Origin of the sequence: Arthrobacter sp. LAR12-1-1.1 (assembly GCF_040676555.1) — a bacterium.
GTDB lineage: Bacteria > Actinomycetota > Actinomycetes > Actinomycetales > Micrococcaceae > Arthrobacter.
In genome coordinates, this window is record NZ_JBEGIG010000034.1 from 276,628 (window position 1) to 302,654 (window position 26,027).

Annotated in this window: 22 protein-coding genes; 15 read left to right on the top strand and 7 right to left on the bottom strand. The window is 68.0% G+C overall.

Translation table 11 applies throughout. The features are described from left to right. Positions 1 to 112 precede the first annotated feature (112 nt). Positions 113 to 682 (top strand): hypothetical protein, encoded by a 570-nt coding sequence (locus tag MRBLAR12_RS17330; RefSeq protein WP_364747299.1) that lies wholly within the window; start codon positions 113 to 115, stop codon positions 680 to 682. A 131-nt stretch (positions 683 to 813) separates the two neighbouring features. Here MRBLAR12_RS17330 and MRBLAR12_RS17335 read toward each other — a convergent pair whose 3' ends face one another. From MRBLAR12_RS17335 to MRBLAR12_RS17350, 4 genes are all read right to left on the bottom strand, one after another. Beyond that, positions 814 to 2,256 (bottom strand): dicarboxylate/amino acid:cation symporter, encoded by a 1,443-nt coding sequence (locus MRBLAR12_RS17335; RefSeq protein ID WP_364747301.1) that lies wholly within the window; start codon positions 2,254 to 2,256, stop codon positions 814 to 816. 260 nt (positions 2,257 to 2,516) lie between these two features. Then, a complete protein-coding gene (locus MRBLAR12_RS17340) occupies positions 2,517 to 4,217 on the bottom strand; it encodes a DUF885 domain-containing protein (RefSeq protein WP_414645529.1) in 1,701 nt (566 codons plus the stop codon). Between the two features lie 96 nt (positions 4,218 to 4,313). Continuing rightward, positions 4,314 to 4,568 (bottom strand): acyl-CoA carboxylase subunit epsilon, encoded by a 255-nt coding sequence (locus MRBLAR12_RS17345; RefSeq protein WP_414645537.1) that lies wholly within the window; start codon positions 4,566 to 4,568, stop codon positions 4,314 to 4,316. After that, on the bottom strand, positions 4,568 to 6,151 hold the full coding sequence (locus tag MRBLAR12_RS17350; protein ID WP_229993782.1) for an acyl-CoA carboxylase subunit beta: 1,584 nt from the start codon (positions 6,149 to 6,151) through the stop codon (positions 4,568 to 4,570). Before MRBLAR12_RS17350 ends, MRBLAR12_RS17345 begins: the two co-directional genes overlap by 1 nt. Before the next feature lie 203 nt (positions 6,152 to 6,354). On the opposite strand from MRBLAR12_RS17350, the gene MRBLAR12_RS17355 reads away from it, so the two are divergent. The 10 genes from MRBLAR12_RS17355 (at position 6,355) to MRBLAR12_RS17400 (ending at position 17,462) form a co-directional block, all read left to right on the top strand. Continuing rightward, positions 6,355 to 7,245: an SDR family oxidoreductase gene (locus MRBLAR12_RS17355; protein ID WP_229993781.1), complete on the top strand. Its 891-nt coding sequence runs from the start codon at positions 6,355 to 6,357 to the stop codon at positions 7,243 to 7,245. Between the two features lie 186 nt (positions 7,246 to 7,431). Further along, the gene (locus MRBLAR12_RS17360; protein ID WP_364747304.1) at positions 7,432 to 8,370 is read left to right on the top strand and encodes a biotin--[acetyl-CoA-carboxylase] ligase; all 939 of its coding nucleotides are present in this window, start codon (positions 7,432 to 7,434) and stop codon (positions 8,368 to 8,370) included. Further along, a complete protein-coding gene (locus MRBLAR12_RS17365; RefSeq protein ID WP_229993779.1) occupies positions 8,363 to 8,962 on the top strand; it encodes a PH domain-containing protein in 600 nt (199 codons plus the stop codon). Before MRBLAR12_RS17360 ends, MRBLAR12_RS17365 begins: the two co-directional genes overlap by 8 nt. Further along, on the top strand, positions 8,952 to 10,232 hold the full coding sequence (locus MRBLAR12_RS17370) for an adenylate/guanylate cyclase domain-containing protein (protein ID WP_364747306.1): 1,281 nt from the start codon (positions 8,952 to 8,954) through the stop codon (positions 10,230 to 10,232). Before MRBLAR12_RS17365 ends, MRBLAR12_RS17370 begins: the two co-directional genes overlap by 11 nt. Positions 10,233 to 10,387: 155 nt before the next feature. Further along, positions 10,388 to 11,176, top strand: a complete 789-nt coding sequence (locus MRBLAR12_RS17375; protein ID WP_229993777.1) for a PP2C family protein-serine/threonine phosphatase — start codon at positions 10,388 to 10,390, stop codon at positions 11,174 to 11,176. A gap of 110 nt (positions 11,177 to 11,286) precedes the next feature. After that, positions 11,287 to 13,647 carry an NAD-dependent DNA ligase LigA gene (gene ligA, locus MRBLAR12_RS17380; RefSeq protein ID WP_364747308.1) on the top strand — a complete coding sequence of 787 codons (2,361 nt, stop codon included), beginning with the start codon at positions 11,287 to 11,289 and terminating at the stop codon, positions 13,645 to 13,647. Next, a complete protein-coding gene (locus tag MRBLAR12_RS17385) occupies positions 13,644 to 14,486 on the top strand; it encodes an inositol monophosphatase family protein (protein ID WP_364747310.1) in 843 nt (280 codons plus the stop codon). The genes ligA and MRBLAR12_RS17385 overlap by 4 nt, the downstream gene beginning before the upstream one ends. Before the next feature lie 139 nt (positions 14,487 to 14,625). Continuing rightward, positions 14,626 to 15,129, top strand: a complete 504-nt coding sequence (locus tag MRBLAR12_RS17390) for a GNAT family N-acetyltransferase (RefSeq protein WP_229993774.1) — start codon at positions 14,626 to 14,628, stop codon at positions 15,127 to 15,129. Positions 15,130 to 15,244: 115 nt separating this feature from the next. After that, the gene (locus tag MRBLAR12_RS17395; protein WP_364747311.1) at positions 15,245 to 15,628 is read left to right on the top strand and encodes a RidA family protein; all 384 of its coding nucleotides are present in this window, start codon (positions 15,245 to 15,247) and stop codon (positions 15,626 to 15,628) included. A 115-nt stretch (positions 15,629 to 15,743) separates the two neighbouring features. Continuing rightward, positions 15,744 to 17,462, top strand: coding sequence for a SulP family inorganic anion transporter (locus tag MRBLAR12_RS17400; RefSeq protein WP_229993772.1), 1,719 nt, complete (start codon positions 15,744 to 15,746; stop codon positions 17,460 to 17,462). Between the two features lie 36 nt (positions 17,463 to 17,498). Here MRBLAR12_RS17400 and MRBLAR12_RS17405 read toward each other — a convergent pair whose 3' ends face one another. Both MRBLAR12_RS17405 and MRBLAR12_RS17410 read right to left on the bottom strand, forming a co-directional pair. Continuing rightward, on the bottom strand, positions 17,499 to 18,170 hold the full coding sequence (locus tag MRBLAR12_RS17405) for a response regulator (RefSeq protein WP_229993771.1): 672 nt from the start codon (positions 18,168 to 18,170) through the stop codon (positions 17,499 to 17,501). Then, the gene (locus MRBLAR12_RS17410) at positions 18,163 to 19,902 is read right to left on the bottom strand and encodes a sensor histidine kinase (protein WP_364747314.1); all 1,740 of its coding nucleotides are present in this window, start codon (positions 19,900 to 19,902) and stop codon (positions 18,163 to 18,165) included. The genes MRBLAR12_RS17405 and MRBLAR12_RS17410 overlap by 8 nt, the downstream gene beginning before the upstream one ends. 169 nt (positions 19,903 to 20,071) lie before the next feature. Here MRBLAR12_RS17410 and MRBLAR12_RS17415 point away from each other — a divergent pair, with 169 nt between their 5' ends. The 4 genes from MRBLAR12_RS17415 (at position 20,072) to gatB (ending at position 25,056) form a co-directional block, all read left to right on the top strand. Continuing rightward, positions 20,072 to 21,556 carry a CitMHS family transporter gene (locus MRBLAR12_RS17415; RefSeq protein WP_229993769.1) on the top strand — a complete coding sequence of 495 codons (1,485 nt, stop codon included), beginning with the start codon at positions 20,072 to 20,074 and terminating at the stop codon, positions 21,554 to 21,556. Between the two features lie 140 nt (positions 21,557 to 21,696). Further along, the gene (gene gatC / locus MRBLAR12_RS17420; RefSeq protein WP_026537696.1) at positions 21,697 to 21,993 is read left to right on the top strand and encodes an Asp-tRNA(Asn)/Glu-tRNA(Gln) amidotransferase subunit GatC; all 297 of its coding nucleotides are present in this window, start codon (positions 21,697 to 21,699) and stop codon (positions 21,991 to 21,993) included. Between the two features lie 4 nt (positions 21,994 to 21,997). After that, complete coding sequence (gatA, locus tag MRBLAR12_RS17425; protein ID WP_364747316.1) at positions 21,998 to 23,551, top strand: Asp-tRNA(Asn)/Glu-tRNA(Gln) amidotransferase subunit GatA; 1,554 nt, start codon at positions 21,998 to 22,000, stop codon at positions 23,549 to 23,551. Next, a complete protein-coding gene (gene gatB / locus MRBLAR12_RS17430; RefSeq protein WP_229993767.1) occupies positions 23,551 to 25,056 on the top strand; it encodes an Asp-tRNA(Asn)/Glu-tRNA(Gln) amidotransferase subunit GatB in 1,506 nt (501 codons plus the stop codon). Before gatA ends, gatB begins: the two co-directional genes overlap by 1 nt. 3 nt (positions 25,057 to 25,059) lie before the next feature. Here gatB and MRBLAR12_RS17435 read toward each other — a convergent pair whose 3' ends face one another. Then, complete coding sequence (locus MRBLAR12_RS17435; RefSeq protein WP_229993766.1) at positions 25,060 to 25,968, bottom strand: LysR family transcriptional regulator; 909 nt, start codon at positions 25,966 to 25,968, stop codon at positions 25,060 to 25,062. Positions 25,969 to 26,027: the final 59 nt, after the last annotated feature.

The window sequence follows — 26,027 nt, forward strand, 5'->3', positions numbered from 1 at the left end:
AAAGCTGGGAAACAGCTATCCCTGCTGGGGCGGATGCAGACTGGAGGTGCTCGCGGAGCAGAACCATCAGCTTCAAGCGCCGTCACCACTGCGCAGATCCAGGAGACAGCACATGTCACGCACAACCAAAATCGCGCTCGGCCTCGGGGCGGCGGCCGTGGCACTGGGCGCCGGGCTCGGAGTCGCCGGGATGGCCTCCGCCACCACGGCGCCCACCCCCACCCCCACCCCCACCCCCAGCTCGAGTGCCCCCGGGACCAACCCTGCCGACGGCTACGGCATGCGCGGTGGACGCCACGGCCACGGCGGCGCGGAGTTCGGCGCCCGCGCCAAGGAGCTCGCGGCCAAGCTGGGTGTCGACGAGGCCAAGGTCGCCGACGCTCTGAAGGCCTTCCGCGAAGCCAACAAGCCCACCACCCCGCCGGCCCCCGGGCAGCCAGGACAGAAACCGGACCGTGCCGCGATGGAGAAGGCCCTGGCCGCATCCCTGGCGAAATCGCTCGGCATCGAGGAAGCCAAGGTCACTGCCGCCCTGGAGGAACTGCGCACCGCCGAGCAGGCCAGGCATGCGGCAGCCCTGAAGCCCCGGCTGGACCAGGCCGTCAAGGACGGCACCCTGACCCAGGCAGAAGCGGATGCCGTCACCAAGGCCGCCGAAAAGGGTGTGATCGGCGGCCGCTAGGCTGCTGTGGAATTGGGCCGGTGGATTTGGGCCGATGGATTTAGGTCAACGTTGGTTAAAACCAGAGAAGTCCCCGGGGGGTCCCGGGGACTTCTCCTGTACACGCTTCCTGTAAAACGCTCGTTCAGCAGCTACGCCTTCGCGTCGGCCAGTTCGCGTTCGTCCCGTCCACTCGCGGGAGCTGCGGCAGCGGACGGATCAACGGCGGACGTGTCGACGTCGTCGCTGAACGGGTCGCCGTTGCGCGGCGCGTTGTACAGCGCTTCGTCCAGGATGCCCTGGCGCTTTGCCACGATCGCCGGGATCAGGGCCTGCCCGGCCACGTTGACGGCGGTGCGGCCCATGTCCAGGATCGGGTCGATGGCCAGCACGAGGCCGACGCCGGCCAGCGGCAGTCCCAGCGTGGAGAGCGTCAGCGTCAGCATGACGACGGCGCCCGTGGTGCCGGCGGTCGCGGCGGAGCCGAGGACGGACACCAGCGCGATCAGCAGGTACTGGGTGAAGTCCAGCTGGATGCCGAAGAACTGGGCCACAAAGATCGCCGCCACGGCCGGGTAGATCGCGGCGCAGCCGTCCATCTTGGTGGTCGCGCCGAGCGGCACCGCGAAGGAGGCGTAGGCGCGGGGCACGCCCAGGTTCCGCTCGGTCACGCGCTGGGTCAGCGGCAGCGTGCCGATCGAGGAGCGTGAGACGAAGGCCAGCTGCACGGCCGGCCACACACCGGAGAAGTACTGCCTGACAGACAGGCCATGGCTGCGGACCAGGGCGGGGTAGACCACGAACAGCACAAGCGCCAGGCCGATGTAGATTGCCACAGTGAACTTGCCGAGCGAGCCGATGGTGTCCCAGCCGTAGACGGCCACGGCGTTGCCGATCAGGCCCACGGTGCCCAGCGGCGCGATCCGGATGATCCACCAGAGGACTTTCTGGATGACGGCGAGGGCGGACGCGTTCAGGGCCAGGAAGGGTTCGGCCGCCTTGCCCACTTTGAGGGCGGCGATGCCGACGGCGATCGCGATCACGAGGATCTGGAGGACGTTGAAGCTCACAGCGGTGGTGGCGACGCCGTCGGTGACCGTGGTGCTTGCGCCGAGGCCCAGGAAGTTCTTCGGGAACAGCCCGGTGAGGAAGGCCCACCAGTCACCGGACTTGCCGGCGTACTTCGCTTCCTGGCTGATGCCGGTGCCGGCGCCGGGCTGCAGCAGCACGCCCAGGCCGATGCCGATCAGGACGGCAATCAGCGAGGTGATCGCGAACCAGAGCAGCGTGTTCCAGGCCAGCCGGGCAGCGTTGGAAACGGCGCGCAGGTTGGAGATTGAGCTGACGACGGCGGTGAAGATCAGGGGGACCACGGCGGTCTGCAGCAGCGAGACGTAGCTCGAGCCGATGGTCTGCAGCGTGGTGCCGAGGGCGTTGGGGTTTGCCTTGGTGCTGCCGGTGTACTTGGCCAGCAGGCCAAGGCCCAGGCCGACGATCAGGGCGGCGATGATCTGGAAGCCGAACGAGCCGGCCCATTTGGGCAGCTGGAACCCGGTCTTTCCAGCAGGTGCGGGGGTGCTTGTCTGAGTGGTCACCGGAACACGCTAGGACCGTCACGAATAGCATGACCAACGGATGTTGAGAAATGTTACGCGGCGGTATTTTCGCCGCGACGGCCAAATCCCGGGAATTCTGCCGGAAGACTGCCCGATTGTGAAGTTATTCCCGGGCGGAATGTGGTGATTGTCTCGTCCCGGGCGCCGCCGGTCACGCGAGATGGCAGTTCGCGGCAGTGTTTTTTGGGAAACACTGCCGCGAACTGCCATGCCGAGTTTCGGTTCGCGCGGAACGCGACCTACCCCAGCAGCGCGCGCTTGAGGGTGTCGAGGCCCACCGAGCCGATGTTCAGGGCCTTTGTGTGGAAGGCCTTGAGGTCGAAGCCGGGGCGGGATTCCAGCTCTGCCCGGATCTGCTCCCAGAGCCGCTGGCCCACCTTGTAGGACGGTGCCTGTCCCGGCCAGCCCAGGTAGCGCGTGAACTCGAACTTCAGCTGGCCCTCACTGATCGGCAGGTTGGCGCGGAGGAACTCAAAACCCTTGTCCGCTGTCCAGATGCCGCTGCCCCAGCGCTTGGGGACCTCAAGCTCCAGGTGCACGCCGATGTCGAACACCACGCGGGCCGCACGCATGCGCTGCATGTCCAGCATGCCCATGTGGTCGCCCGGATCGCCGAGGTAGCCGAGTTCCTGCATGAGCCTCTCCGCATAGAGCGCCCAGCCTTCCCCGTGGCCCGAGGTCCAGCACACGCTGCGGCGCCACTTGTTCAGCAGCTCGCGGCGGTAGGTGGCGGTAGCAACCTGGAGGTGGTGGCCGGGTACGCCCTCGTGATACACCGTGGTGGTTTCGGCCCAGGTGGTGAAGGTGTCTTCGCCGGCCGGCACGGACCACCACATCCGGCCGGGACGGCTGAAGTCCTCCGAGGGGCCCGTGTAGTAGATGCCGCCCTCGTCGGTGGGTGCGATCCGGCACTCCAGCGTTTTCATGACGTCCGGGATCTCGAAGTGGACGCCGGCGAGCTCCGCGACGGCTTTGTCGGAAAGTTCCTGCATCCAGGCCTGGAGGGCGTCGGTGCCTTTGAGCTGGCGGGCGGGATCGTTGTTCAGGATCTCCTTGGCTTCCTCGACTGTGGCGCCGGGCCGGATTTCCCCGGCCACGCGTTCCTGTTCGGCGATGAGGCGGTCGAGTTCCTGGACGCCCCACGCGTAGGTCTCCTCCAGGTCCACGGTGGCGCCGAGGAAGTCCCGGGATGCCAGGGCGTAGCGCTCGCGGCCCACGGCGTCCTTGGCCGGGGCGACGGGCAGGAGTTCGGCCTCGAGGAAGCCAGCGAGCCGGGAGTACGCCACCCGGGCGGCGGCCGTGCCGGCGTCGAGCTGGAACTGCAGTTCCGCCGGGAGCGGGCCCTCCGCGGTCTTGGCGCCGGCGGCGAGCTTCGCGAAGAAGCCGTCTTCCGCAGCGTGCTTGGTGGCCTGCTCGATCACGATCGACACCTGGCGGGCAGCGGCCACCTTGCCGTCCTGCATCGCCGAACGCAGCGACTCGATGTACCCGTCGATCGCGGCGGGGACATTGTGCGCCCGGCCCGCGATGTGCCCCCACTGCCCGGCGGTGTCCGTCGGCATGAGGTCAAAGATCGCGCGGATGTCCTGGGACGGGGACGCGATGTTGTTCAGATCGGCCGTGTGCCAGCCCGATTCGTGGATTTCCAGCTGCAGGCCCAGCCGCTCGTGCATGGCGTCGAGGGTGACGGCGTCGACGTCGTCAACCGGCTCCAGCCCGTCCAGCGCCGCGAGGGCCTCGCGCGCGGCGGCCGCGAATTCCTCGTGGCCGGAGGGGGAAAAGTCCTGGTACTCGGTCTCGTGCCCGGGCAGGCCGAGCTCGGTAGCGAAGCTCGGGTTGAGCCGGATCAGGGTGTCCGTGTAGGCGTCGGCGACGGCGTCAATGGCGGTCTGCGGGCGTGCGGGGGCAGTGTTGTCTGAGGCGATGATTTCGGTAGTCACCCGACGAGACTAGCCCGGCCGCGGTGGTTATGAAAGAGTCACTGAACTTTTTTCCGGGGCAGGGTGAGAAACAGGCTGCCGCCCAGCCGAGGACGCTCAGCCGAGGCTGCGGCGCCAGGCTTCCGGGCCGGGCCTGGGTGCCAGCCGAAGCTGCTGCCGGCGGACCCAGTGCCGGACACCGGGGCTTTCCGGTGCGGCCTGCTGGGCCTGCCCCAGGGACAGCACGACGGCGGTCAGCGCCGCCAGCTCTTCCGGCGTCGGTTCTCCCTTGGCGACGGAGAACAGGACCTCGGGTGTGGCCTCCGGCCCGGTGGCTGGCTCGAGGGGGCTGGTGGCTGGGCCGGTGGGGATCACAGCGGGATGTTCCCGTGCTTCTTGGCGGGCAGGGCGGCCCGCTTGTCCCGGAGGGCGCGCAGACCCTTGATGATCTGCACCCGGGTCTCGGACGGTGCGATGACGGCGTCCACGTAGCCGAGCTGGGCGGCCTGGTAGGGGTTGAGCAGCTCTTCCTCGTACTGGCGGATCACCTCGGCGCGCTTGGCCTCGACGTCGCCGCCGTTCTCTGCCACCGCGGCGAGTTCACGGCGGTACAGGATGTTCACGGCGCCCTGGGCGCCCATGACGCCGATCTGGGCGGTGGGCCAGGCGAGGTTGAGGTCCGCGCCAAGCTTCTTGGAGCCCATCACAATGTAGGCCCCGCCGTAGGCCTTGCGGGTGATCACGGTCAGCTTGGGCACGGTGGCCTCGGCGTAGGCGTACAGCAGTTTCGCGCCGCGGCGGATGATGCCCTGGAACTCCTGGTCCTTGCCGGGCAGGAAGCCCGGGACATCAACGAGCGTGATGATGGGGATGTTGAAGGCATCGCAGTGCCGGACGAAACGGGCGGCCTTCTCCGATGCCGCAATGTCCAGGGTGCCGGCGAACTGCATGGGCTGGTTGGCCACGATGCCCACTGTGTGGCCCTCCACCCGGCCGTAGCCGATGATGACGTTCGGGGCGTAGAGGGACTGCATCTCCAGGAAGTGAGCGTCGTCGACGATCTGCTCGATGACCTTGCGCATGTCGTACGGCTGGTTGGCCGAGTCCGGGATCAGCGCGTCCAGGGCGAGGTCGTCGTCGTCGACCTCCAGCTCCTGGGAGTGCTCCAGCGCCGGAGCTTCGGCGAGGTTGTTGGAGGGCAGGAAGTCCAGCAGTTCGCGGACGAACTCGACCGCGTCGGCTTCGTCGGAGGCCAGGTACGTCGAGGTGCCGGTGTTGGCGTTGTGCTGGCGGGCACCGCCGAGGGTTTCCATGTCCACGTCTTCGCCGGTGACGGTCTTGATGACGTCCGGGCCGGTGATGAACATGTGGGAGGTCTTGTCCACCATGACCACGTAGTCGGTCAGGGCGGGGGAGTACGCCGCGCCGCCGGCGGAGGGGCCCATGATGAGGGAGATCTGCGGGACGACTCCGGAGGCGTGGACGTTGTTGCGGAAGATGTCCGCGAACATGGCCAGGGAGGCGACGCCCTCCTGGATGCGGGCACCGCCGCCGTCGAGGATCCCGACCACCGGGCAGCCGTTGCGCAGTGCGAACTCCTGGACCTTGACGATCTTTTCGCCGTTGACCTGGCTCAGCGAGCCGCCGTAGACGGAGAAGTCCTGGCTGTAGACCGCGACCGGGCGGCCGTCCACCGTGCCGTAGCCGGAGACGAGCCCGTCGCCCAGCGGCTTCTTCTTCTCCATGCCAAACGCGGTGGAGCGGTGCACGGCCAGCGCGTCAAATTCGACGAAGGAGCCGGCGTCCAGCAGCAGGTCGATGCGCTCGCGGGCGGTGTTCTTGCCGCGCGCGTGCTGCTTGGCGATCGCTTCCGGACCGGAGGGCTGCTCGGCACGGGCCTGGCGGTCGCGGAAATCTGCAATCTTTCCCGCAGTCGTGGTCAGATCGTGGCTCATCAAATGTCTCCGGCTCTGTCGCTATGTTGTACGGCGCCCGTCTGCGGTGTCCTTTGGCTGGAATCCACAAAAGCAGGGCTCTGCTGGCAAGTCTAGTGACGGTATTGGCAGGTGCCGCTGTAGGGAACCTACAATTTTCCCGCCGCGAAGCTCCCGCACCGCTTTGTTACCCGTCGGTAACATCAGTCCGCTAGAGTGTGGGCATGACTTCAAGCAATGATGCTTCGGGCACCGCCGCAGGGCCGTACCAGGCCGCCGGTTCCCTTCAGGGCCGCACTGTCCTCATCTCCGGGGGCAGCCGCGGCATCGGCCTGGCGATCGCGCTCCGCGCAGCCCGGGACGGCGCCAACATCGTCCTGATGGCCAAGACCGGCCAGCCGCACGCCAGGCTGGAAGGCACTGTCTATACCGCCGCCGAACAGATCGAGGCCGCCGGCGGCCAGGCGTTGCCGCTGGTCGGCGACGTCCGCAACGACGCCGACGTCGCCGGCGCTGTCGGCGCCGCTGTGGACCGCTTTGGCGGGATCGACGTCGTCATTAACAATGCTTCGGCGATCGATCTCTCCGCGACCGACGACGTGGACATGAAGCGCTACGACCTCATGCAGGACATCAACGTCCGTGGCACCTTCCTGCTCTCGAAGATGGCGCTGCCGGCCCTGCGGGCATCCGAGGCCGGGCACATCCTCACGCTCTCCCCGCCCCTGAACCTGGACCCCAAGTGGGCCGGCCTGCACCTGGCCTACACCATGGCGAAATACGGCATGAGCCTGACCACGCTGGGGCTGGCCGAGGAGCTCAAGGCCGACGGCGTCACCGTGAACTCGCTCTGGCCCTGTACGTTGATCGACACCGCGGCGATCCGCAACATGCCCGGCGGCGACAGAATCGTCAAGGGCGCCCGCAGCCCCGAAATCATGGCCGACGCCGCCCACGCCGTGCTGACCGGCGCCAATGCGGTTCCGGCTCACGGCAGCCGGAGCGGAAACTTCTACACGGATGAAGAAGTTCTGGCGGCGGCAGGGGTGACGGACTTCAGCCCGTACAGCCTCGGCGCGCCGGAGGATCAGCTGGTGCCGGACATCTTCCTCTGAACTTGCTGAGTGTTTTCGGCCGCCTGCCCTGCGGAAATTCCCCTGCTTTGAGGATCTGACGCCGAAAATCCCCGGCGTGTCCGGCCGACCCGCCGGACATGCCGGCCAAAGGTGGGGAGTTTCAGCAGAGGTTTTGAGTCAACGGGGGCGGGAGCCTCGGTGCGCTTTCCTCGGTAGGATTCAAGCATGGAAGCCGTGCAGGAAACCCCGGACCGTCCGCCCCTCGACCTGAGTGCCCTCAGCGATGAGGCGTTCCTGTCCGCCAACGGAATTCCGCGGCTGACGGTGGTTGAGTCCACCGGCTCCACCAATGCCGATCTCCTCCGCGGCGTGACCGAGGATCCCACCGCCTGGCCGGACCTGTCGGTGCTGACCGCCGAGTACCAAAGCGCCGCGCGCGGCCGGCTCGACCGCCGCTGGGAGGCGCCGGCCCGCAGCTCCGTCTCCGTCTCGCTGGTGCTGCGGCCCGTCAACGCTGCCGGCCGGCCGCTGCCGACCCACAGCTACTCCTGGCTCTCCCTCCTGGCCGCCCTTGCCCTGCGTGAGGCCCTGACGGAAACGGCTGGCCTTCCGGCGGAACTCAAATGGCCCAACGACGTCCTGGTGCGGGGCCGGAAGATCGCAGGCATCCTGGCCCAGCTCGGTCCGCTCGGCGGCGCCGGCACGCCCCCGGTCATCCTGGGAACGGGCCTGAACGTCACGCTGACCGAGCCCGAGCTCCCGGTCCCCACCGCCACGTCCGTGTTGCTGGAGAATCCGGACACGGTGGACCGGACGGAGCTCCTGAAGAGCTACCTGTCCCGCTTCGCCACCCTCTACCGGAGTTTCTGCAACGCCGACGGCGACCCCTCCGCCGGCATGGCCGGCGGCCCGTCGCTGCATAAGAGGGTGGAACACCTGCTGTCGACCCTCGGCAAGCAGGTCCGTGCCCAGCTCCCGGGCGATCACGAGATTATTGGCCACGCCACGCGCCTGGACGAATACGGTTCGCTCCTGGTGGTCGACGCCGCGGGCCATGAGCATGTGGTGACGGCCGGCGACGTCGTGCACCTGAGGCCGTGGAGCCCGGCCGGAACCGGCGGGCAGGGCGACGGCCGCGGCGGCGCGGAAAGCGGTTATGCGTAAAGTGCTCCTGCCGGGAGAGCAAGTGATTGTGGTGACCCGGCCCCAGCCCAGGATGCTCATTGTCCCGGGGCTGATGTTCATTGTCGTTCCGGCGTTGGCGGCCTACGCCTGCGCCTGGGTTGTCAAGGGCGGGCCGGCGCGGCTCATTCCGCTCATCCCCAAGGACTGGACGCCCTGGCTGGTTGCCGTGTGCCTGGGGTTGGCGGCGTGGGTGCTGGTGGGCTACTGCCTCTCGCGGGTCATTGCGTGGCACGCCACCCGCTACATCCTGACCAGCCAGCGCTTAGTTACCCGGTACGGCATGTTACGGCGGCGCGATGAACAGGTTGCCCTCGCCGCCGTCCGCCATGTGGCCATTGAGCAATCGTTGTTGCAGCGGCTATTGCGCTCCGGGAATATATCCTTGGAGACCGGGTACCCCGTTGGAATGGTGGTCCCAGATGTCCCGGAGGTCGCGACATTCCGCAACTTCATGCTGGACGCTATCGGCGATCTCCCCAAGGACGAGGTGTTCGGGGCCGATGGCATGACCTACAACCCGGGCGAGGCCTGGCCATGGGAGACGAGAGAAGGTGGAAGAGATGAACGCTGAGAACGTCCACCAGGACATCGACCTCGCTGCCCCTGATTTGCCCCGGGAGCCCGAAGACGTCGCCGGCCCGGCTGCGCCCGGCAGCGGCGCCGAGACCGCCTTCGACACTGAAGCCGGCGCGCTCATCGGTCCCGAAGCCGAATTCGAACCCGCCGAATCCGAATCTGAACCCGCCGAACCCGAATTCGAGCGCGCCCCGGAACCTGCCACTCCGCCTACTGGAACGATGTCCGCCGAACGGCTTGCCGCCAAGGCCCTCGAAGCCCGCCTGCTGGGCGGCGAACGCAAGCTCCGGCGCCGTGAAGTCGCCGCCGGCGCCGGACTCTCGCTGCTCTCTGCCCGGAAACTCTGGCGCGCCCTCGGCTTTCCCAACCTCGGGGATGAGGATGTGGCCTTCACCGAGCGCGACCAGTCCGCCCTGTCCACCATCGTGGACCTCGTGCGTGACGGCAAGCTCACGGAGGAAGCCGCCATCTCCATCACCCGGGCCATCGGTCAGATGACCGACCGGATGGTCGTGTGGCAGATCGAGGCCCTGGTGGAGGACATGGTCCAGGAACAGGGCGTGCCGGACGCCGTCGCGCGCAAGCGGCTGGTCAGCGAGCTGCCGAACCTTATTGACGCCCTCGAGGAAATGCTCGTCTATTCTTGGCGCCGGCAGCTCAACGCCGGTGTGCAGCGCCTGGCCGTCCGGGCCGAGGCCGGACTGCAGTCCAGCGAAGAGGGCCGCGAAGGCGACGAGGACGATTCGCCGCTGCCGCTGGCCCGGGCCGTTGGCTTCGCCGATCTGGTGTCCTACACCAGCCTGTCCCGCCGGATGAACGAGAAAACCCTCGCCCAGCTGGTGCAGCGCTTCGAGAACAAATGTGCCGAAATCATCTCCGTCGGCGGCGGCCGGCTGGTCAAGACCGTCGGCGACGAAGTCCTCTACATTGCCGAGACCCCCGCGGCCGGCGCCGAGATCTCCCTGGCACTGTGCCGTGCCTTCACCGAGGACGAGATCCTGCCCCAGGCCCGCGTGGCCATGGTCTGGGGCCGCATCCTCTCCCGCCTCGGCGACATCTACGGACCCACCGTCAACCTCGCCGCCCGCCTGACGGCCCTCGCGGACCCCGGAACGGTACTGGTGGATTCGATGACCGCGGCCGCGCTGGAGCAGGACGAACGCTTCGTCCTCGTGCCCCGCCCGGCCGAGGACGTCCGCGGGTTCGGTGAAATCCACCCGGTGCAGCTGCAGCCCGGCAGCGGCCGGGGCCTGATCCTGGACTGATCGCCGGATCAGCCCGGCGGTAGCCCGTGGCGGGCTTCTCAGTTGTGCGGCGCATATGCAATAGTCGGACCGGCAGTTGCGATCCGGCCGGGTTTGTGACCGCCGTCAACCCTCGCGCACCACCGCAGCCGCGCACCACTTCATTGAGGACCGCCATGAACCCAACGCCAGACGCCCCCTTCCCGCCGTCGGACGGGAAACGGGGACCGCGCCTGCGCTGCGGGTACGGCACGGACCGGGGACTGCGCCGGGAGGCGAACGAGGATTCCTTCATTGCCGCAGACCCCGTCTTCGCCGTGGCGGACGGCATGGGAGGGCATGAGGCGGGCGAAGTTGCCAGCGGCATCTGCGTGCGCACCCTGGCCGAGCTGCCACAGTTCAAGACCGGCAGCCGGGACGCGACGGCGGACATCCTCCAGGAGTACCTGCTCATGGCTGACGCCGGCATCCGTCACGCCACCGGATCCCGCGCCGGAACCACCTTGTCCGGCGTCGTGGTGGTGGAACAGCTGGACGTTCCGTACTGGCTTGTCCTCAACATCGGTGATTCACGCACCTACCGGTACAGCCACGGCCAGCTCGCCCAGATCAGTGTGGACCATTCCGAGGTGCAGGAACTCCTTGACACCGGGCAGATCACCGAAGCCGAGGCCGCCGTGTATCCGCGCAGGCATGTCGTGACGCGAGCCCTGGGAACCGGACACGACTCCGAGGCCGACTACTGGCTGCTGCCCCTCGAAGACGGCGACAGGATCCTGGTCTGCTCCGACGGGCTCAACGGGGAACTGGGCGATGAGCAGATTGCCGGCATCCTTGCGGCCGAAGCGGACCCCCAGGCGGCGGTAGACGAACTGATCCAGGCGGCACTGCGCAGCGGCGGCCGGGACAACATCACGGCGATCGTGGTCGACGCCCGGACTGCAAACGAGGATGCGCCCGTCTGACCTCGGCCCCTTGACCGGCCCCACGACCGGACCCCTGACCGGACCATGGGCCGGCCCGGGGCCCTACCCCTGGACCGGACAATGTCGTGGATCTAGGGCAGGATAGGTCTGTGAGCACAGGGAAGACCGCAGCAGAGACCGCAGCAGGGATTGAAAAAGCAGCCGAAGCAGCCCCCGGGCACGCCACGGATCCTCGAGGTCCCGACGGGGGGCAGGTCCCGTCCGGGGACATCCGCGCGGAGTATGAGGACCTTGTGGAACAGGTCCGCAAACACCGTTTTGCGTACTACCAGGAGGACGCTCCGATCATCTCCGACGCCGAGTTCGACGAGCTTTACCGGCGGCTGGAAACGATCGAGGCCATGAATCCGGAACTGGTGGCCAACGATTCGCCCACGCAGGAAGTCGGCGGCGAGGTGTCAGCGGCGTTTACCGCCGTCCAACACCTGCAGCGCATGTACAGCCTGGAGGATGTCTTCTCGCTCGAGGAGCTTGAGGCCTGGATGGTGAAGGCCGAGGCGGGCGTCGCCAAGCTCGGCAACGGCAGCAATGGCGGCAACCCGCCGTCGTGGCTCACCGAACTGAAGATCGACGGCCTGGCCGTCAACCTGCTCTACCGCGACGGGGCGCTGGTCCGGGCCGCCACCCGCGGCGACGGCACCACCGGCGAGGACATCACGCACAACGTCCTGACCATCAAGGAAATCCCGCAGCAGCTCAGCGGCAGCGGCTTCCCGGCGGAGATGGAAGTCCGCGGCGAAGTGTTCATCCCGTCCCAGGCCTTCGCGGAATTCAACGAAGCCCTGATCGAGGCCGGCAAAGCGCCGCTGGCCAACCCGCGCAACGCCGCAGCCGGCTCGCTGCGGCAAAAGGACCCCGCCGAAACCGCCAAGCGTCCGCTGCGGATGTACGTCCACGGCATCGGCGCCCGCGAGGGGCTCGACATTGCCAGCCAGTCGGAGACTTACCGCAAGCTCGCCGAGTGGGGACTGCCCACGAGCCCCTACTTCGAGGTCCTCGCCGGGCTGGCGGACGTGCTGGACTTCATCAAGCGCTACGGCGACAAACGGCACAGCCTCACCCACGAGATCGACGGCATTGTCATCAAGGTGGACGACTTCGCCACACAGCGGGCGCTGGGTTACACCACCCGGGTGCCGCGCTGGGCCGTGGCCTACAAGTACCCGCCCGAAGAGGTCCACACCAAGCTGCTCGACATCGCCGTCAACGTCGGCCGCACCGGCCGGGTCACCCCGTACGGCGTGATGGAACCAGTCAAGGTTGCCGGCTCCACCGTGGAAATGGCCACCCTGCACAACCAGGAAGTAGTCAAGGCCAAGGGCGTGAAGATCGGCGACATCGTGGTGTTGCGGAAGGCCGGAGACGTCATTCCGGAAATTGTGGGCCCGGTCCTGGCGCTGCGGGACGCCCAGGACCCGCCCGTCCGCGATTTCATCATGCCCACCGAATGCCCCGCCTGCGGCACGCCCTTGGCCCCCGGAAAGGAAGGGGACGTGGACATCCGCTGCCCCAACTCCCGGTCCTGCCCGGCGCAGTTGCGCGAGCGCGTCTTCCACCTCGCCGGCCGCGGTGCCTTCGACATCGAGGCCCTCGGCTGGGAAGCCGCCATCGCCCTGACCCAGCCCGCCGAGCCCGCAACGCCGCCGCTCACCACCGAGGCGACCCTGTTCAACCTCACTCCGGAGCAGCTCGCGGACGTCCGCGTCCGCCGGGAGAAGCGCTCCAAGGGCGTGGGCACGGGGGAAATCGAGCTGGTGCCCTACTTCTACACCAAGGCCACCACCAAGACCCCGTCCAAGCCCACGGCCACCACGGACAAGCTCTTCCGGGAATTGGAGAAAGCGAAGTCCCAGCCGCTGTGGCGGGTCCTCGTGGCCCTGTCCATCAGGCACGTCGGCCCGCGGGCCTCGCGCGCCCTTGCTACCGCGTTCGGCAGCATGGACGCCATCCGGCGGGCCTCCGAGGAGGAGCTCGCCAGCGTCGACGGCGTGGGTCCGGTCATCGCCCAGGCGCTGACCGAATGGTTTGCCGAGGACTGGCACCGCGACATCGTGGACCGCTGGGCGGACGCCGGCGTCCGGATGGCGGACGAACGCGACGAGTCCACGCCCAGGACCCTGGAAGGGCTGACCATCGTGGTGACCGGAAGCCTCGAGGGCTTCAGCCGCGATGAAGCCAAGGAAGCCATCCTGATCCGCGGCGGCAAAGCGGCCGGCTCGGTCTCGAAGAACACCAGCTACGTGGTGGCGGGCGATAACGCCGGCACCAAACTGGACAAGGCCGAACAACTCGGAGTCCCGGTGCTGGATGAGGACGGCTTCCGGGCGCTGCTGGCGGACGGGCCGGCCCGGACCACCGCGGACAGCGTTACGGACGGCGTCCCGGAAGGCGTCCAGGATACTGGCGACGACGGCGAGTTCCTCGGCGTCGAGGCTGCGGCGACCGAATGAGCACGCGCCCCGCCGGTCCTCCCGAGTCCGCGCCCGGCATTCCTGCCTTGCTGGAGCTGGCCAAGTCGGCCGCGGCGGCGGGGGCCGCTGTCCTGGCCACCCGGAAAACCGCCGCCCTGGACGTCAGCAACAAGGGCGACTCAGGAGACTGGGTGACGGCCTTCGACCTCGCCGCCGAGGCCGCCGTCCGGGACGTCATCACCGCCGCCCGGCCGTGGGACATCATCACGGGGGAGGAGGGCGGCACCGTCCTGCCGGCGGCGCCCAGCGGCTACCGCTGGTCCATCGACCCGCTCGATGGCACCACCAATTTCATCCGCAACATCGTCTACTACGCCACCTCCGTGGCAGTGGCGGACGCCGACGGCGTCTGGCTGGCCGGCGTCGTCAGCGCACCGGCGCTGGGACGCACCTACTACGCGTCCCGCGGCGAGGGGGCCTGGCTCCAGGAGCAGGGCCAGCTGACCGCCCTCTTCGGGCCGGTCCCCGGCCGCACCGGCCAGATCCTGGCCACCGGCTTCAGCTACGATCCCGACGTCCGGGCGGAACAGGCCACAGGCCTCGGCAGCCTGATGGACGGCTTCGCCGACATGCGCCGGCTCGGCTCGGCGGCGCTGGACCTCTGCCTCGTGGCGGACGGCACCCACGACGCCTACGGTGAGCGTGGGCTCAACGAACACGACTTCGCCGCCGGGGCCCTGATCGCCGAGGAAGCAGGCTGCTGGGTGCGCAGGCCGCGGCTCACCAGCCCCCTGGCCGGCGGCCCCTCCGACGACGAGCGCCTCGCCGCATGGACGTGCGCCGGACCGCTGGAACTCTCCGGCAAGTTCCCGCTCTAACGTCGTCTCGCCGGGCCGGCCCTGGCCGGAATGATGGGCCCGAATGATGCTCCTGAGTGATGGGCCTCCGAGTGATAGTTCAGTCACGGAAACGGCTTTTCCGGGCACGGCCCGGTCCGGGCGCCCGTACCATTGACAGGTGCCTTCGCAGATCCTCATTCGCCCCGCCGTTCCGGCCGATTACGACGCCATAGCGCGCATCACCCGGGACGCCTACCTGGCGGCGGGCTATTTTGAGAGCGCCGACCACCCGTACATGCAGCAGATCCAGAAGGTCGGGCAGCGCGCGTCCGCCGCGACGGTTTGGGTCGCGGAGCGCGAGGGCCGGATCCTGGGCTCCGTGACGCTGGCGGTCGCCGGTGAGCCCTACGCGGACATCGCCCAAAGCGACGAGCTCGAGTTCCGGATGCTCGTGGTGGACCCGTCCGTCCAGCGCAGCGGCGCCGGCAAGGCCATGGTCCAGGCCATCATCGACCACGCCAAGGCCCTGCCCGGAATCCACGCCGTGGCCCTCACCACGGGCGAGAGCTGGGAAAGTGCCCACGGCCTCTACCGGAAGACCGGCTTCCTGCGGGCGCCGGAGCGCGACTGGCTGGTGCCGGGCACAAACATCAAACTGCTCGTTTACCGCCAGGAGCTCTAGCCAGGGCAGAGGCCCCGCGCAGGGCCGCCGACACAAAGCAACCCGGTTTGGCAGCTCTTGGCCCTGGCGACCTAAAGTTGTGCCGATCCCCTGCGGCAACTGCGAAAGGCCCACCATGCGCAAGACCTTCGGTACCGGCTCCACCTGGGAACAGGCCCTCGGCTATTCCCGGGCTGTCCAGGTGGACAACACCCTTTACATCTCCGCGACCGCCGCCAGCGGCGAGGACGGAGTTGTGGGCGACGACTTCTATGCCCAGACCAGCTACATCCTGCAGAAGCTCGGCGCAGTGCTGGCCGAGGCCGGCTTCGGCTTCGAGGACGTGGTGCAGTCCAAGCTGTACCTGACGGACATCAGCAAGTGGGAAGAGGCCGGCCGCGCCCACGGCGAGGTCTTCGGCGACATCCGTCCCACGCTGTCCCTCGTGCATGTGCTGCCGTTCCTGGATCCCAAGATGCTCGTCGAGATCGAACTCGTCGCCCAGAAGAGCGCCAGCTAGAAACCAACGCGGGGTCTTACCGCCCGTTCCGGCGCTCCCCTTGGGCCGTGGCTGACCCCGCGTTGCTGGAACCGGGACTCTGGCGGAACGTCCGGACTTGGAGTATGAAGGGCGCATGACCAAGGCGCACGGGCAGGGGCCTACCAGGATTCCCCTCATCGGCCAGTTCCGCTCCTATGACCGCTCGTGGCTGCGGGGCGATCTGATCGCCGGCGTCACCGTCGCGGCCCTGATCGTTCCTAAGAACCTGGGCTATGCAGGCATCGCGGGGATTCCGCTGCAGAACGGGCTGTATGCCGCGGCCGCCGGCGCCATCGTGTACGCGATCTTCGGCACGTGCCGGCAGATCTCGATGGGGCCCAGCTCGGGTCTGGCGGCGGTGGCCGCGAGTGCCGTGCTCGCGGCAGGCATCACCGGCGAGCAAGATATCGCCTCGTTCGTTGCGGGAATCACCCTCGCCGCCGGGATCCTGTTCCTGCTTCTTGCCGTCTTCAAGATGGGCTGGATTGCGCAGTTCCTCTCGAAGGCCGTGGTCACCGGCTTCCTTTTCGGCGCGGCGATCGACGTCGTCATCGGGGAGCTCCCCAAGCTCACCGGTACCGAGGTCACCGGCTCCAACCCGATTCAGGAACTGTGGTCCTGGCTGGGGACCCTGGGCGAGGCGCAGCCGACCACCGTACTGGTGGGAGCCATCGCCCTGGCTGTCGTCTTCGGGCTGAAAGCTGTCGCGCCTTCAGTCCCAGGTGCCCTGGTCCTGGTGGTGGGCGGATTGCTGGCTGAGGCGCTGTTCGATCTCGGGGCCAAAGGGGTTGCACTGGTGGGGGACGTGCCCAGTGGGCTGCCCTCGCTCGAGGTCCCGGACGGCCAGCTGATGTGGGACCACGTGGGGACCGTGGCTCTCGCGGCGGTGGCGGTGGTCCTGATCGGCTTCTCCCAGACCGCCGGGGATGCGAGGGCGTTCGCTGCCAAGCACCGCTACCAGATCGACATCAACCAGGAATCGATTGCCCAGTCGCTGGCCAACATTGCCGCTGGACTGTTCAAGGGGATGCCCGTCTCGACGAGTCTGTCAGCGAGCTCGCTGAACGACCACTCCGGGGCGAAGACCGGCCTTGCCTCCCTCACTTCTGGGGTCACAGTTCTGCTGACGCTGCTCTTCCTGGCGCCGCTGTTCTCGAACCTGCCTAAGCCCGTGCTGGCGGCGCTGATCATCGAGGCCGTCGTCATGGGCATGATGAACTTTCCGGAGATGCGGCGGCTTGCCCGGGTGCAGAGGTTCGACTTCTGGATTGCGGTCGCAGCGATCATCGGCACCCTCATCTTCGGCGTGCTCGCGGGCGTCGTGATCGGGATCGGCCTCTCGATCTTCTGGCTCGTCCGGGTGGCCACTCACCCGGAGATGCCGTCGCTGGGCCGCGAACCGGGCACCCAGGTCTTTCGTGAAGCCGATGGGCACCCCAGCGACGAAATCGTTCCCGGCGTTGCCGTGATCCGGTTCGACGGCGGCCTGTTCTTCGCCACCGCCGACGCGCTGGAGGACCGGCTGCGCGAGGTCATTCATTCAACACCGGGGCTCACTGGCATTGTGCTCGACTGCGGCGGGATCAATTTCGTCGACTCCCAGGGTGCAGCAAAGATGGCGGACATCGCGACCCTCGCCCGCGAGTCGGACGTCAACTTGCGTCTGACCCGGCTCAAACCCGCGGTTCGGGCGGTCCTGGAGCGCGACGGCGTGATCGAGCGCATCGGGGCGGACATGATTCACGGCAACGTCTACCGGGCCGTGCAGGCGGAGCAGGCCGCAGCCCGGAAAGAGCGTGACGGGACCAGCTAGAAGCGTTGCCCGTGTCCCGGTGCTGCCCAGCCGGGGCTAGTGGCCGGCCGTGGCCGGGATCCCGTAGCGGTGCTCGGGCCGCCCGGTGGTGCCGTAGCGCAGCTGGATGTCGACGGCCCCGTCGTCCGCCAGCGCGGACAGATACCGTTGGGCGGTGGCCCGGGACACGCCTACACGGGCAGCGACGTCGGCGGCCGAATACTGCTCACCGGGAACCAGGGATTCCAGCACCGCGGCCTCGGTGGCCGAACGGGGACGCGCCGAGGCGACCACGTCGCCCGGGATCAGGGCGCGTTTGGCGCGCTCCACCGTCTCCTGGCTGACGGACCCCGGCTGCGCCAGGATCCGGCGGTAGCGTGCATAGGAGCGCAGCTGCTGCGAGAGGGATTCGGACGTAAACGGCTTGAGCAGGTAGCCCAGTGCCCCGCGACGGAACGCCAGGCGCAGCGAGGCCGTGTCCGAGGCCGCGCTGAGGACCACGGTGTCCACGTCCAGCTGGTGCAGCAGGTCCAGGCCCGAGGCGTCCGGGAGGTAGACGTCCAGCAGTACCAGGTCCGGGCGCAGGCTGTGGATGGCCTGCAGGGCCTGCGACGCCGAGCCGGCCGGCGGCAGCGCCAGGAACCCGGCCACCGAATCCACGTAAGCGGCATGCAGCTTGGCGACGTGGAAATCATCGTCGACAATCAGCACCCTGAAATCTTCAGACATCGTTGTCCTCTCCGCTTGATTCAGTGGTTCCCGGCATTGTTGGCCCGGATTCGGTGGTTCCCGGCAGGGTGGCGACGAACACGGCGCCCGGGCCGCCGGGGGAGCCGGCTTCGAGCAACCGCACGTCTCCGCCGCGGCGGCGCGCGAGCTGCCGGGACAGCGCCAGCCCCAGGCCCTGCCCGGCACCCGCCCGCGCCGGCCGATCCGAGGTCGTATAGCCTTCCGTGAAGACCCCTTCGGCCTCCGCGGCTGTCAGTCCGGTGCCCAGGCCGTCACCGGAATCCGCCACCACAATGTGAAGTGTGCCGGCGCCTCCGTTGATGCCCGGTTCGTCCAGGACTTCCACTTCCACCCAGCGCTCGGCCGCCGAACCGGCGACGGCGGCGTTCACGGCGTTGTCGATCAGGTTCCCCAGCACGGTGGTGACGTCCTGCGGTTCGGTGACGTGGCCGCGGACCACGGATTCCGGGCCGAGGCGCAGGCTCACGCCACGCTCGTCCGCCTCGACGCCCTTGGCGCCCAGGAAGGCCTGCAGGTAGGGATCCTGAAGCAGCTCAGCCTGGTCCACCGGGAACGCCAGCGGCCCGGTGCCCGCCAGCTTGGCCAGATAGTCCTGCGCCTGCTGGGGCTGGCCGATGCTCATGAAGCCTGCGATCGTGTGCAGCTGGTTGGCAAATTCGTGGCGCTGCGCCCGCAGGGCAGCGGACATGGTGCCGACGGCGTCGAGCTGGCGGGTCAGCTGCTGCAGCTCGGTGCGGTCCCGGAGCATCACCACCCAGCCCAGGTCCTCGCGGCGATGCAGGGCCTTGCGGGCGCTCGCCACCAGGACCCGGCCGCCGGCCACGAGCTCCACCGCCTCGCCCTCCGCCGCGTCGGCCCGGGTCAGGGCCTTCAGCTGCGCCGGCACCGGCGCGGCAGCCCAGGCGGTGCCCGCGAGGTCGGGGACGCCGAGGAGCCGCTGGGCAGCGGCGTTGAAAACGCTGACCCTGCCGTCGGCCGCAACGCCGATCACGCCGTCGTCGACGCCCTGCAACACGGCCACCTGGTCGTGCACCAGGGTGCTGATCTCCTCGGGCTCCAGTCCGAGCGTCAGCCGCTGGAGCCGCCGCCGCAGCAGGAAGGAGGCCAGCACGCCGGCCAGCAGCGCGCCGGCGGCCGTGGCGGCGATGGGGATGATGTCCCGGGCCAGGCTTTGGCTGATTGTTTCGGTGGAGTACCCCACGCTCACCTCACCCACCACCGCTCCGGAATCCGGGGCGTACACCGGGACCTTGGCGCCGGCGGACGGTCCCAGCGTGCCCGTGTTGCGGGTGGTGACCTCCCGGCCGGCAAGGGCCTCCGAGGGGTCGGTGCTGACCTTTTCACCCAGCCGTTCCGCGTCCGGGTGCGCCAGCCGGATACCGGTCTCGTCCGTGATGACCACGAACAGCGCCCCGGTGCGGGTGCGGGCACCCTCCGCGGCAGCCATCAACGGACCGGACAACAGCTCGGCCGCGGGGGGAGCGGCGGGAAGGGCGCTGATGGACCGGACCTGCGACCGCACGGACGGGTCCGAGGCCACCGTCCGGGCCAGGGTCAGCGCCTGGTTCTCCGCCTCCCGGCCCAGCCGGTCGTAGGTCAGCCAGGCATGGACGGCGCTGCTCAACAACACCACCAGCGCCACGACGCCGAGCTGCAATAACAGTGTCTGGGTCGAAAAGCGCAGGGCCGGCAGAGCTGTGCGGCGCTTCATCGGGCTCCTGCCTGGGGTTGGAACGGACGTGAGCAAAATGCGCAAAATGCATCCAATAAGCAGTATGCCAATCAATTGAGCCAAAGGCCCAGTCGTGACGGGCGCCACTCTAACGTCTGTAGTGCGCATCACACCGGAGTGGTGTCATTCAACGAAGAAGGAGCCGGCCGTGCTGGTATTACTAGGATTCGCCATGATCGCGGTATTCATGGTGCTGATCATGACGAAGAAGTTGACGCCCGTGCTGGCGCTCATCATCGTCCCCACAGTCTTCGGGCTTTTCGCCGGCGCGGGCCTCGGCATCGGCCCGATGGTGCTGGACTCGATGAAGTCCATGACCTCCACGGCGGCGCTGCTGATGTTCGCGATCATCTACTTCGGTTTGATGATCGACGTCGGGCTCTTTGACCCGCTGGTCCGGTTCATTCTGCGCAAGCTCGGCAACGACCCCGCCAAGGTGGTCCTCGGCACGGCCATCCTCGCAGCAGCTGTTTCGCTCGACGGCGACGGCTCCACCACCTTCATCCTGACCACCGCGGCCATGCTGCCGGTCTACCTGCGGCTCAAGATGAGCCCCGTGGTCCTGACCTGCGTGGCCGGCCTTGCCAACGGCACCATGAACATCCTGCCCTGGGGCGGTCCCACCGCCCGCGCCGCAACCGCGCTGAAGCTCGACGTCAACGACGTCTTCGTGCCCATGATCCCGTCCCTCATCGCAGGACTCATTGTGGTGCTGGTCTTCTCCTGGCTGCTCGGCCTGCAGGAACGCAACCGCCTCCGCAGCACCGCCCCCGAGATCTGGGGCGTCCCGGATTCAGCTGAATCGTTCGACGGCGGCAGCCGCACCGGCCGCTTTGGCTTCGGCCGCAAGGGCGCTGGCCCCAAGGTTTCCGGCCCCGCCGGCGGCATTGCCGCCGTCGGAAGCCCCTCAACCGGCGGTTCCTCCGTTGCAGTGCTTGAGCGCACCGAGGACCTGGTTGACGACCGCGACTCCGCCATGGCCGACACCGCCCTGGACCCCAACCGCAAGACCCTGCGTCCCAAGCTGTTCTGGTTCAACCTCGGCTTGACGGCCGCGGTCATGGTGACGCTCGTCGCCAACGTCATTCCGCTCCCGTTCGTCTTCATGGTGGGCTCCGCCATTGCACTGCTGGTCAACTTCCCCAAGGTCAAGGACCAGAGCGCCCAGCTGATCGCCCACGCACCCTCGATCGTCGCCGTCGTCAGCATGGTCATGGCCGCCGCGGTCCTGACCGGCGTCCTCAACGGCACCGGCATGGTCAAGGCAATGTCGGAATGGCTGGTCCAGATCATCCCGTCCGACATGGGCCCGCTGATGGCCATCATCACCGGCGTCCTGAGCATCCCGATGACGTTCTTCATGAGCAACGACGCCTTCTACTTCGGCGTCCTGCCGGTCCTTAGCGAGACGGCGGCCCACTACGGCGTCAGCGCCGCCGAGATGGCCCGCGCTTCCATCACCGGCCAGCCCTTCCACCTGCAGAGCCCCCTGGTCCCGGCGATCCTGCTCCTGGTCTCCCTCGCCAAGGTGGACCTGGGCGACCACCACAAGAAGGTCCTCTGGCGCACGGCCGTGATCTCCCTGGTCATGCTCGGAGTAGGAGTCCTTACGGGAGCCATCGGCATCGGCTAACCAACCCCACGAGATGACAGTTCGCGGCAGTGTTTGTACAAAACACTGCCGCGAACTGTCGTCTCGGCGTCCGACGGTAACAGCAGTTCAACCCACGTAGACTGGGACGGAAAATAATCCTTTACTTGCAGGGGAGATCCATGGCTGCGATCAACCGCGACGACGTCGCGCATCTCGCGCAACTCGCGCACATCGAGATGAGTGCTGAAGAGCTGGACAGGATGGCCGGCGAACTCGCCGTCATCGTGGATTCAGTGAAGTCCGTCAGTGAAGCTGCCGGTGATGACGTCCCGGCCACGTCCCACCCGATTCCGCTGACCAATGTGTTCCGCGAGGACGTCGTGGGCCACACGTTTACGGCCGAGCAGTCCCTCTCCGGTGCCCCCGACGCGTACGAAGGCCGTTTCAAGGTCCCGGCAATCCTGGATGAGGACTAAGACCATGACTGAGAACAACGAACTGATCCGCCTCTCCGCCGCGGCGCTCGCCGAGAAGCTGGCCGCCCGGGAGGTCACCGCCGTCGAGGTCACCCAGGCCTACCTGGACCGCATCGCCGCCGTCGACGGCAAGGTCCACGCCTTCCTTCACGTCAACGCCGACGAGGCGCTCGCCGTGGCCGCCGAAGTGGACGCGATCCGCGCCGCCGGCGGTGCCGCCGCCGCCGAGCTCCATGTCCTCGCGGGCGTGCCGATCGCCGTCAAGGACCTCATTGTCACGATCGGGCAGCCCACCACGGCCGGCTCGAAGATCCTCGAAGGCTGGAACAGCCCCTACGACGCCACGGTGGTCGAGCGCCTGCGCGCCGCCAAGATGCCGATCCTGGGCAAGACCAACCTGGACGAGTTCGCGATGGGCTCGTCCACCGAACACTCCGCGTACGGCCCCACGCACAACCCGTGGGACCTGGACCGCATCCCCGGCGGCTCCGGCGGCGGTTCCGCTGCCGCCGTCGCGGCCTTCGAAGCCCCGCTGGCCCTCGGCACCGACACCGGCGGGTCCATCCGCCAGCCCGGCGCCGTCACCGGCACGGTCGGCGTCAAGCCCACGTACGGCGGCGTCTCCCGCTACGGCGCCATCGCCATGGCCTCCTCGCTGGACCAGATCGGCCCGGTGTCCCGCACCGTGCTGGACTCGGCCCTGCTGCACCAGGTGATCGGCGGACATGACCCCCGCGATTCCACCTCGCTGCCGGATCCGCTCGAGGACCTCGTGGCCGCGGCCCGGACCGGCAACGTCGAGAGCATGAAGATCGGCATCATCAAGGAGCTCCACGGCGAGGGCTACCAGGCCGGCGTCGAGAACCGCTTCAACGAATCCCTCGAGCTGCTCAAGGGCGCGGGCGCCGAGATCGTTGAGGTCTCCTGCCCCAACTTCAAGTACGCCCTGGGCGCCTACTACCTGATCATGCCCTCGGAGGCCTCCTCCAACCTGGCCAAGTTCGACGGCGTCCGCTACGGCCTGCGGGTCCTGCCCGAAGAGGGACCGCTGACGATCGAACGCGTCATGGGCGCCACCCGCGCCGCCGGCTTCGGCGATGAGGTCAAGCGCCGCATCATCCTGGGCACCTACGCCCTGAGCGCCGGCTATTACGACGCCTACTACGGTTCGGCCCAGAAGGTGCGCACCCTGATCCAGCGCGACTTCGAGGCCGCGTTCGCCAAGGCCGACGTGCTGATTTCCCCGACGGCGCCGACCACGGCGTTCAAGCTGGGCGAGAAGCTCAACGACCCGCTGGCGATGTACCTCAACGACGTCGCCACCATCCCGGCCAACATGGCAGGCGTCCCAGGCCTGTCCCTGCCCGGCGGCCTGGCTGACGAGGACGGACTGCCTGTCGGCATCCAGCTGCTGGCCCCGGCCCGCCAGGATGCCCGGCTGTACCGCGTCGGCGCAGTCCTGGAATCCCTGCTCGAGGCGCAGTGGGGCGGCCCGCTGCTGGACAAGGCTCCTTCCCTTACTGACGCTGCCGTTTCAAGCCACGGAGGTTCACACTAATGACTGACGCAACCCTCAGCTTCGAAGAGGCGATGGAGAAGTACGATCCCGTCCTGGGCTTCGAGGTCCACGTGGAGCTCAACACCAAGACCAAGATGTTCTCCTCCGCGCCGAACGTCTTCGGCGACGAGCCCAACACGAACGTCAACGAGGTGGACCTTGGCATGCCCGGCGTGCTGCCGGTGGTGAACAAGACCGCGATCGAGTCCTCGATCAAGATCGGCCTGGCGCTGAACTGCAAGATCGCCGAGAAGTGCCGCTTCGCCCGGAAGAACTACTTCTACCCGGACACCCCGAAGAATTTCCAGACTTCCCAGTACGACGAGCCCATCGCGTACGACGGCTACCTGGACATTGAGCTCTCCGACGGCACCATGTTCCGCGTCGAGATCGAACGCGCGCACATGGAGGAGGACGCCGGCAAGCTGACCCACATGGGCGGCGCCACCGGCCGCATCCAGGGCGCGGACTACTCCCTGGTGGACTACAACCGCTCCGGCGTGCCGCTGGTCGAGATCGTCACCAAGCCGATCGAGGGCGCCGGCAGCCGCGCACCCGAACTCGCCAAGGCCTACGTGGCCGCGGTCCGCGAAATCGTCAAGAACCTCGGGGTCTCGGACGCCAAGATGGAACGCGGCAACGTCCGCTGCGACGCCAACGTCTCGCTGCGCCCGCACGGCCGCGAACGCTTCGGCATCCGCTCGGAAACCAAGAACGTCAACTCGCTGCGCGCCGTCGAACACGCCGTCCGCTACGAGATCCAGCGGCACGCCGCCGTCCTGGACTCCGGCGAGCCGGTCACGCAGGAAACCCGCCACTGGCACGAGGACACGCGGACCACGACGTCGGGCCGGGCCAAGTCGGACGCCGACGACTACCGCTACTTTCCGGAGCCTGACCTGGTCCCGATCACCGCGTCCCGCGAATGGGTCGAGGAACTCCGGGCCACCTTGCCCGAGCCGCCGGCCGCCCGCCGCAAGCGCCTCCAGGCCGACTGGGGCTACTCGGACCTGGAGTTCCGCGACGTCGTCAACGCCGGCGTCATGGACGAGATCGAGGAAACCATCGCGGCCGGCGCCACCGCCACCGTGGCCCGCAAATGGTGGATGGGCGAAATCGTTGGACGCGCCAAGAACGCCGACGTCGATCCCGGCCAGCTCGGCGTCGCACCGGCGACCATCGTGGAACTGAACCAGATGGTCGAGGACGGCAAGATCAACAACAAGATGGCCACCGAGGTCCTCGACGGCGTGCTCGCCGGCGAAGGCACCCCGGCGGAAATCGTCGAAAAGCGCGGCCTCGCCGTGGTCTCCGACGACGCACCGCTGCTCGAAGCCATCGACGCGGCCCTCGCCGCGCAGCCCGGCGTCGCGGACAAGATCCGAGGCGGCAAGATCCAGGCCATCGGCGCGATCGTCGGCGCCGTCATGAAGGCCACCCGCGGCCAGGCCGACGCCGGCCGCGTCAAGGAGCTGATCCTGGAACGCCTCGGCGTCGAAGGCTAGCCCCTAGCCGCCCACTAAATCGGTCATGATGGTCTGCAGAGCTTCGCAGACCATCATGACCGATGTGCGTTTAAGGTTCTCCGGCCTGGCCAGGAGGTCGATCCGGCGCCGGGTGCTGATGCCCTCCAGCGGCCGCAGCACAATGTCCGGGTTCAACACCGGCCGTGCGGTGTGCCGCGGCAGCAGCCCGATCACGCCGCCAGCCGCCACGAGCGCCGCCACAGTCGAGTAGTCGTTGATACGGTGCACGATGTTCAGCTCACGGCTGGAGACCGCCGCGACGGCGGACAGCACGTCTGCCGGGGAGTAGCCGGCACGGCTCGTCACCCACGGTTCGCCCACGACGTCGTCGGCGGTCACTGCCGGCTGGCCGGCCAGCCGGTGCCCGGCCGGCAGGGCCACGTCCAGCGGCTCGTGCGCGAGCGGGATCACCGCGACGCGTTCCTCGGGCCAGCGCGGGCTGTGATCCATCCGGTGCGCCAGGACCAGGTCGTAGCGGGCCGTCAGTGCCGGGAAATCCTGCTGGGCGACGTCCTCGTCGGAGAGTAGGATCCGGGGTTGCCCGGGGCCGTCCAGGAGCCGGGCCAGCGGCGCGAACAAGGCCTGCCCGGCACTGTGGAAACCGCTGAGCGTCACCGGCGCCACCGGCGAGCCGTGGTAGGCGCCGATCGCCATCTTCGCATCCGCCATCGCGCTGACCACCGCGGCTCCGGCATCCGCCAGGACCTGGCCGGCCTCCGTGAGCACCAGGTTCCGGCCCTCCTTGCGCGTCAGCGGCACCTCAACGGTCTTCTGCAGCGCGGCCAGTTGCTGGGACACGGCCGACGGCGTCACGAGGAGGGTTTCGGCGACGGCCTTGACGCTGCCCAAGGCTCCGAGTTCGCGCAGCATCTCCAACTGGTGGATTTCCATGCCAGCCATTCTATGCAACAGCATTTCCTAATTCGTCGATTGAGAAAAATTCGGTTGTG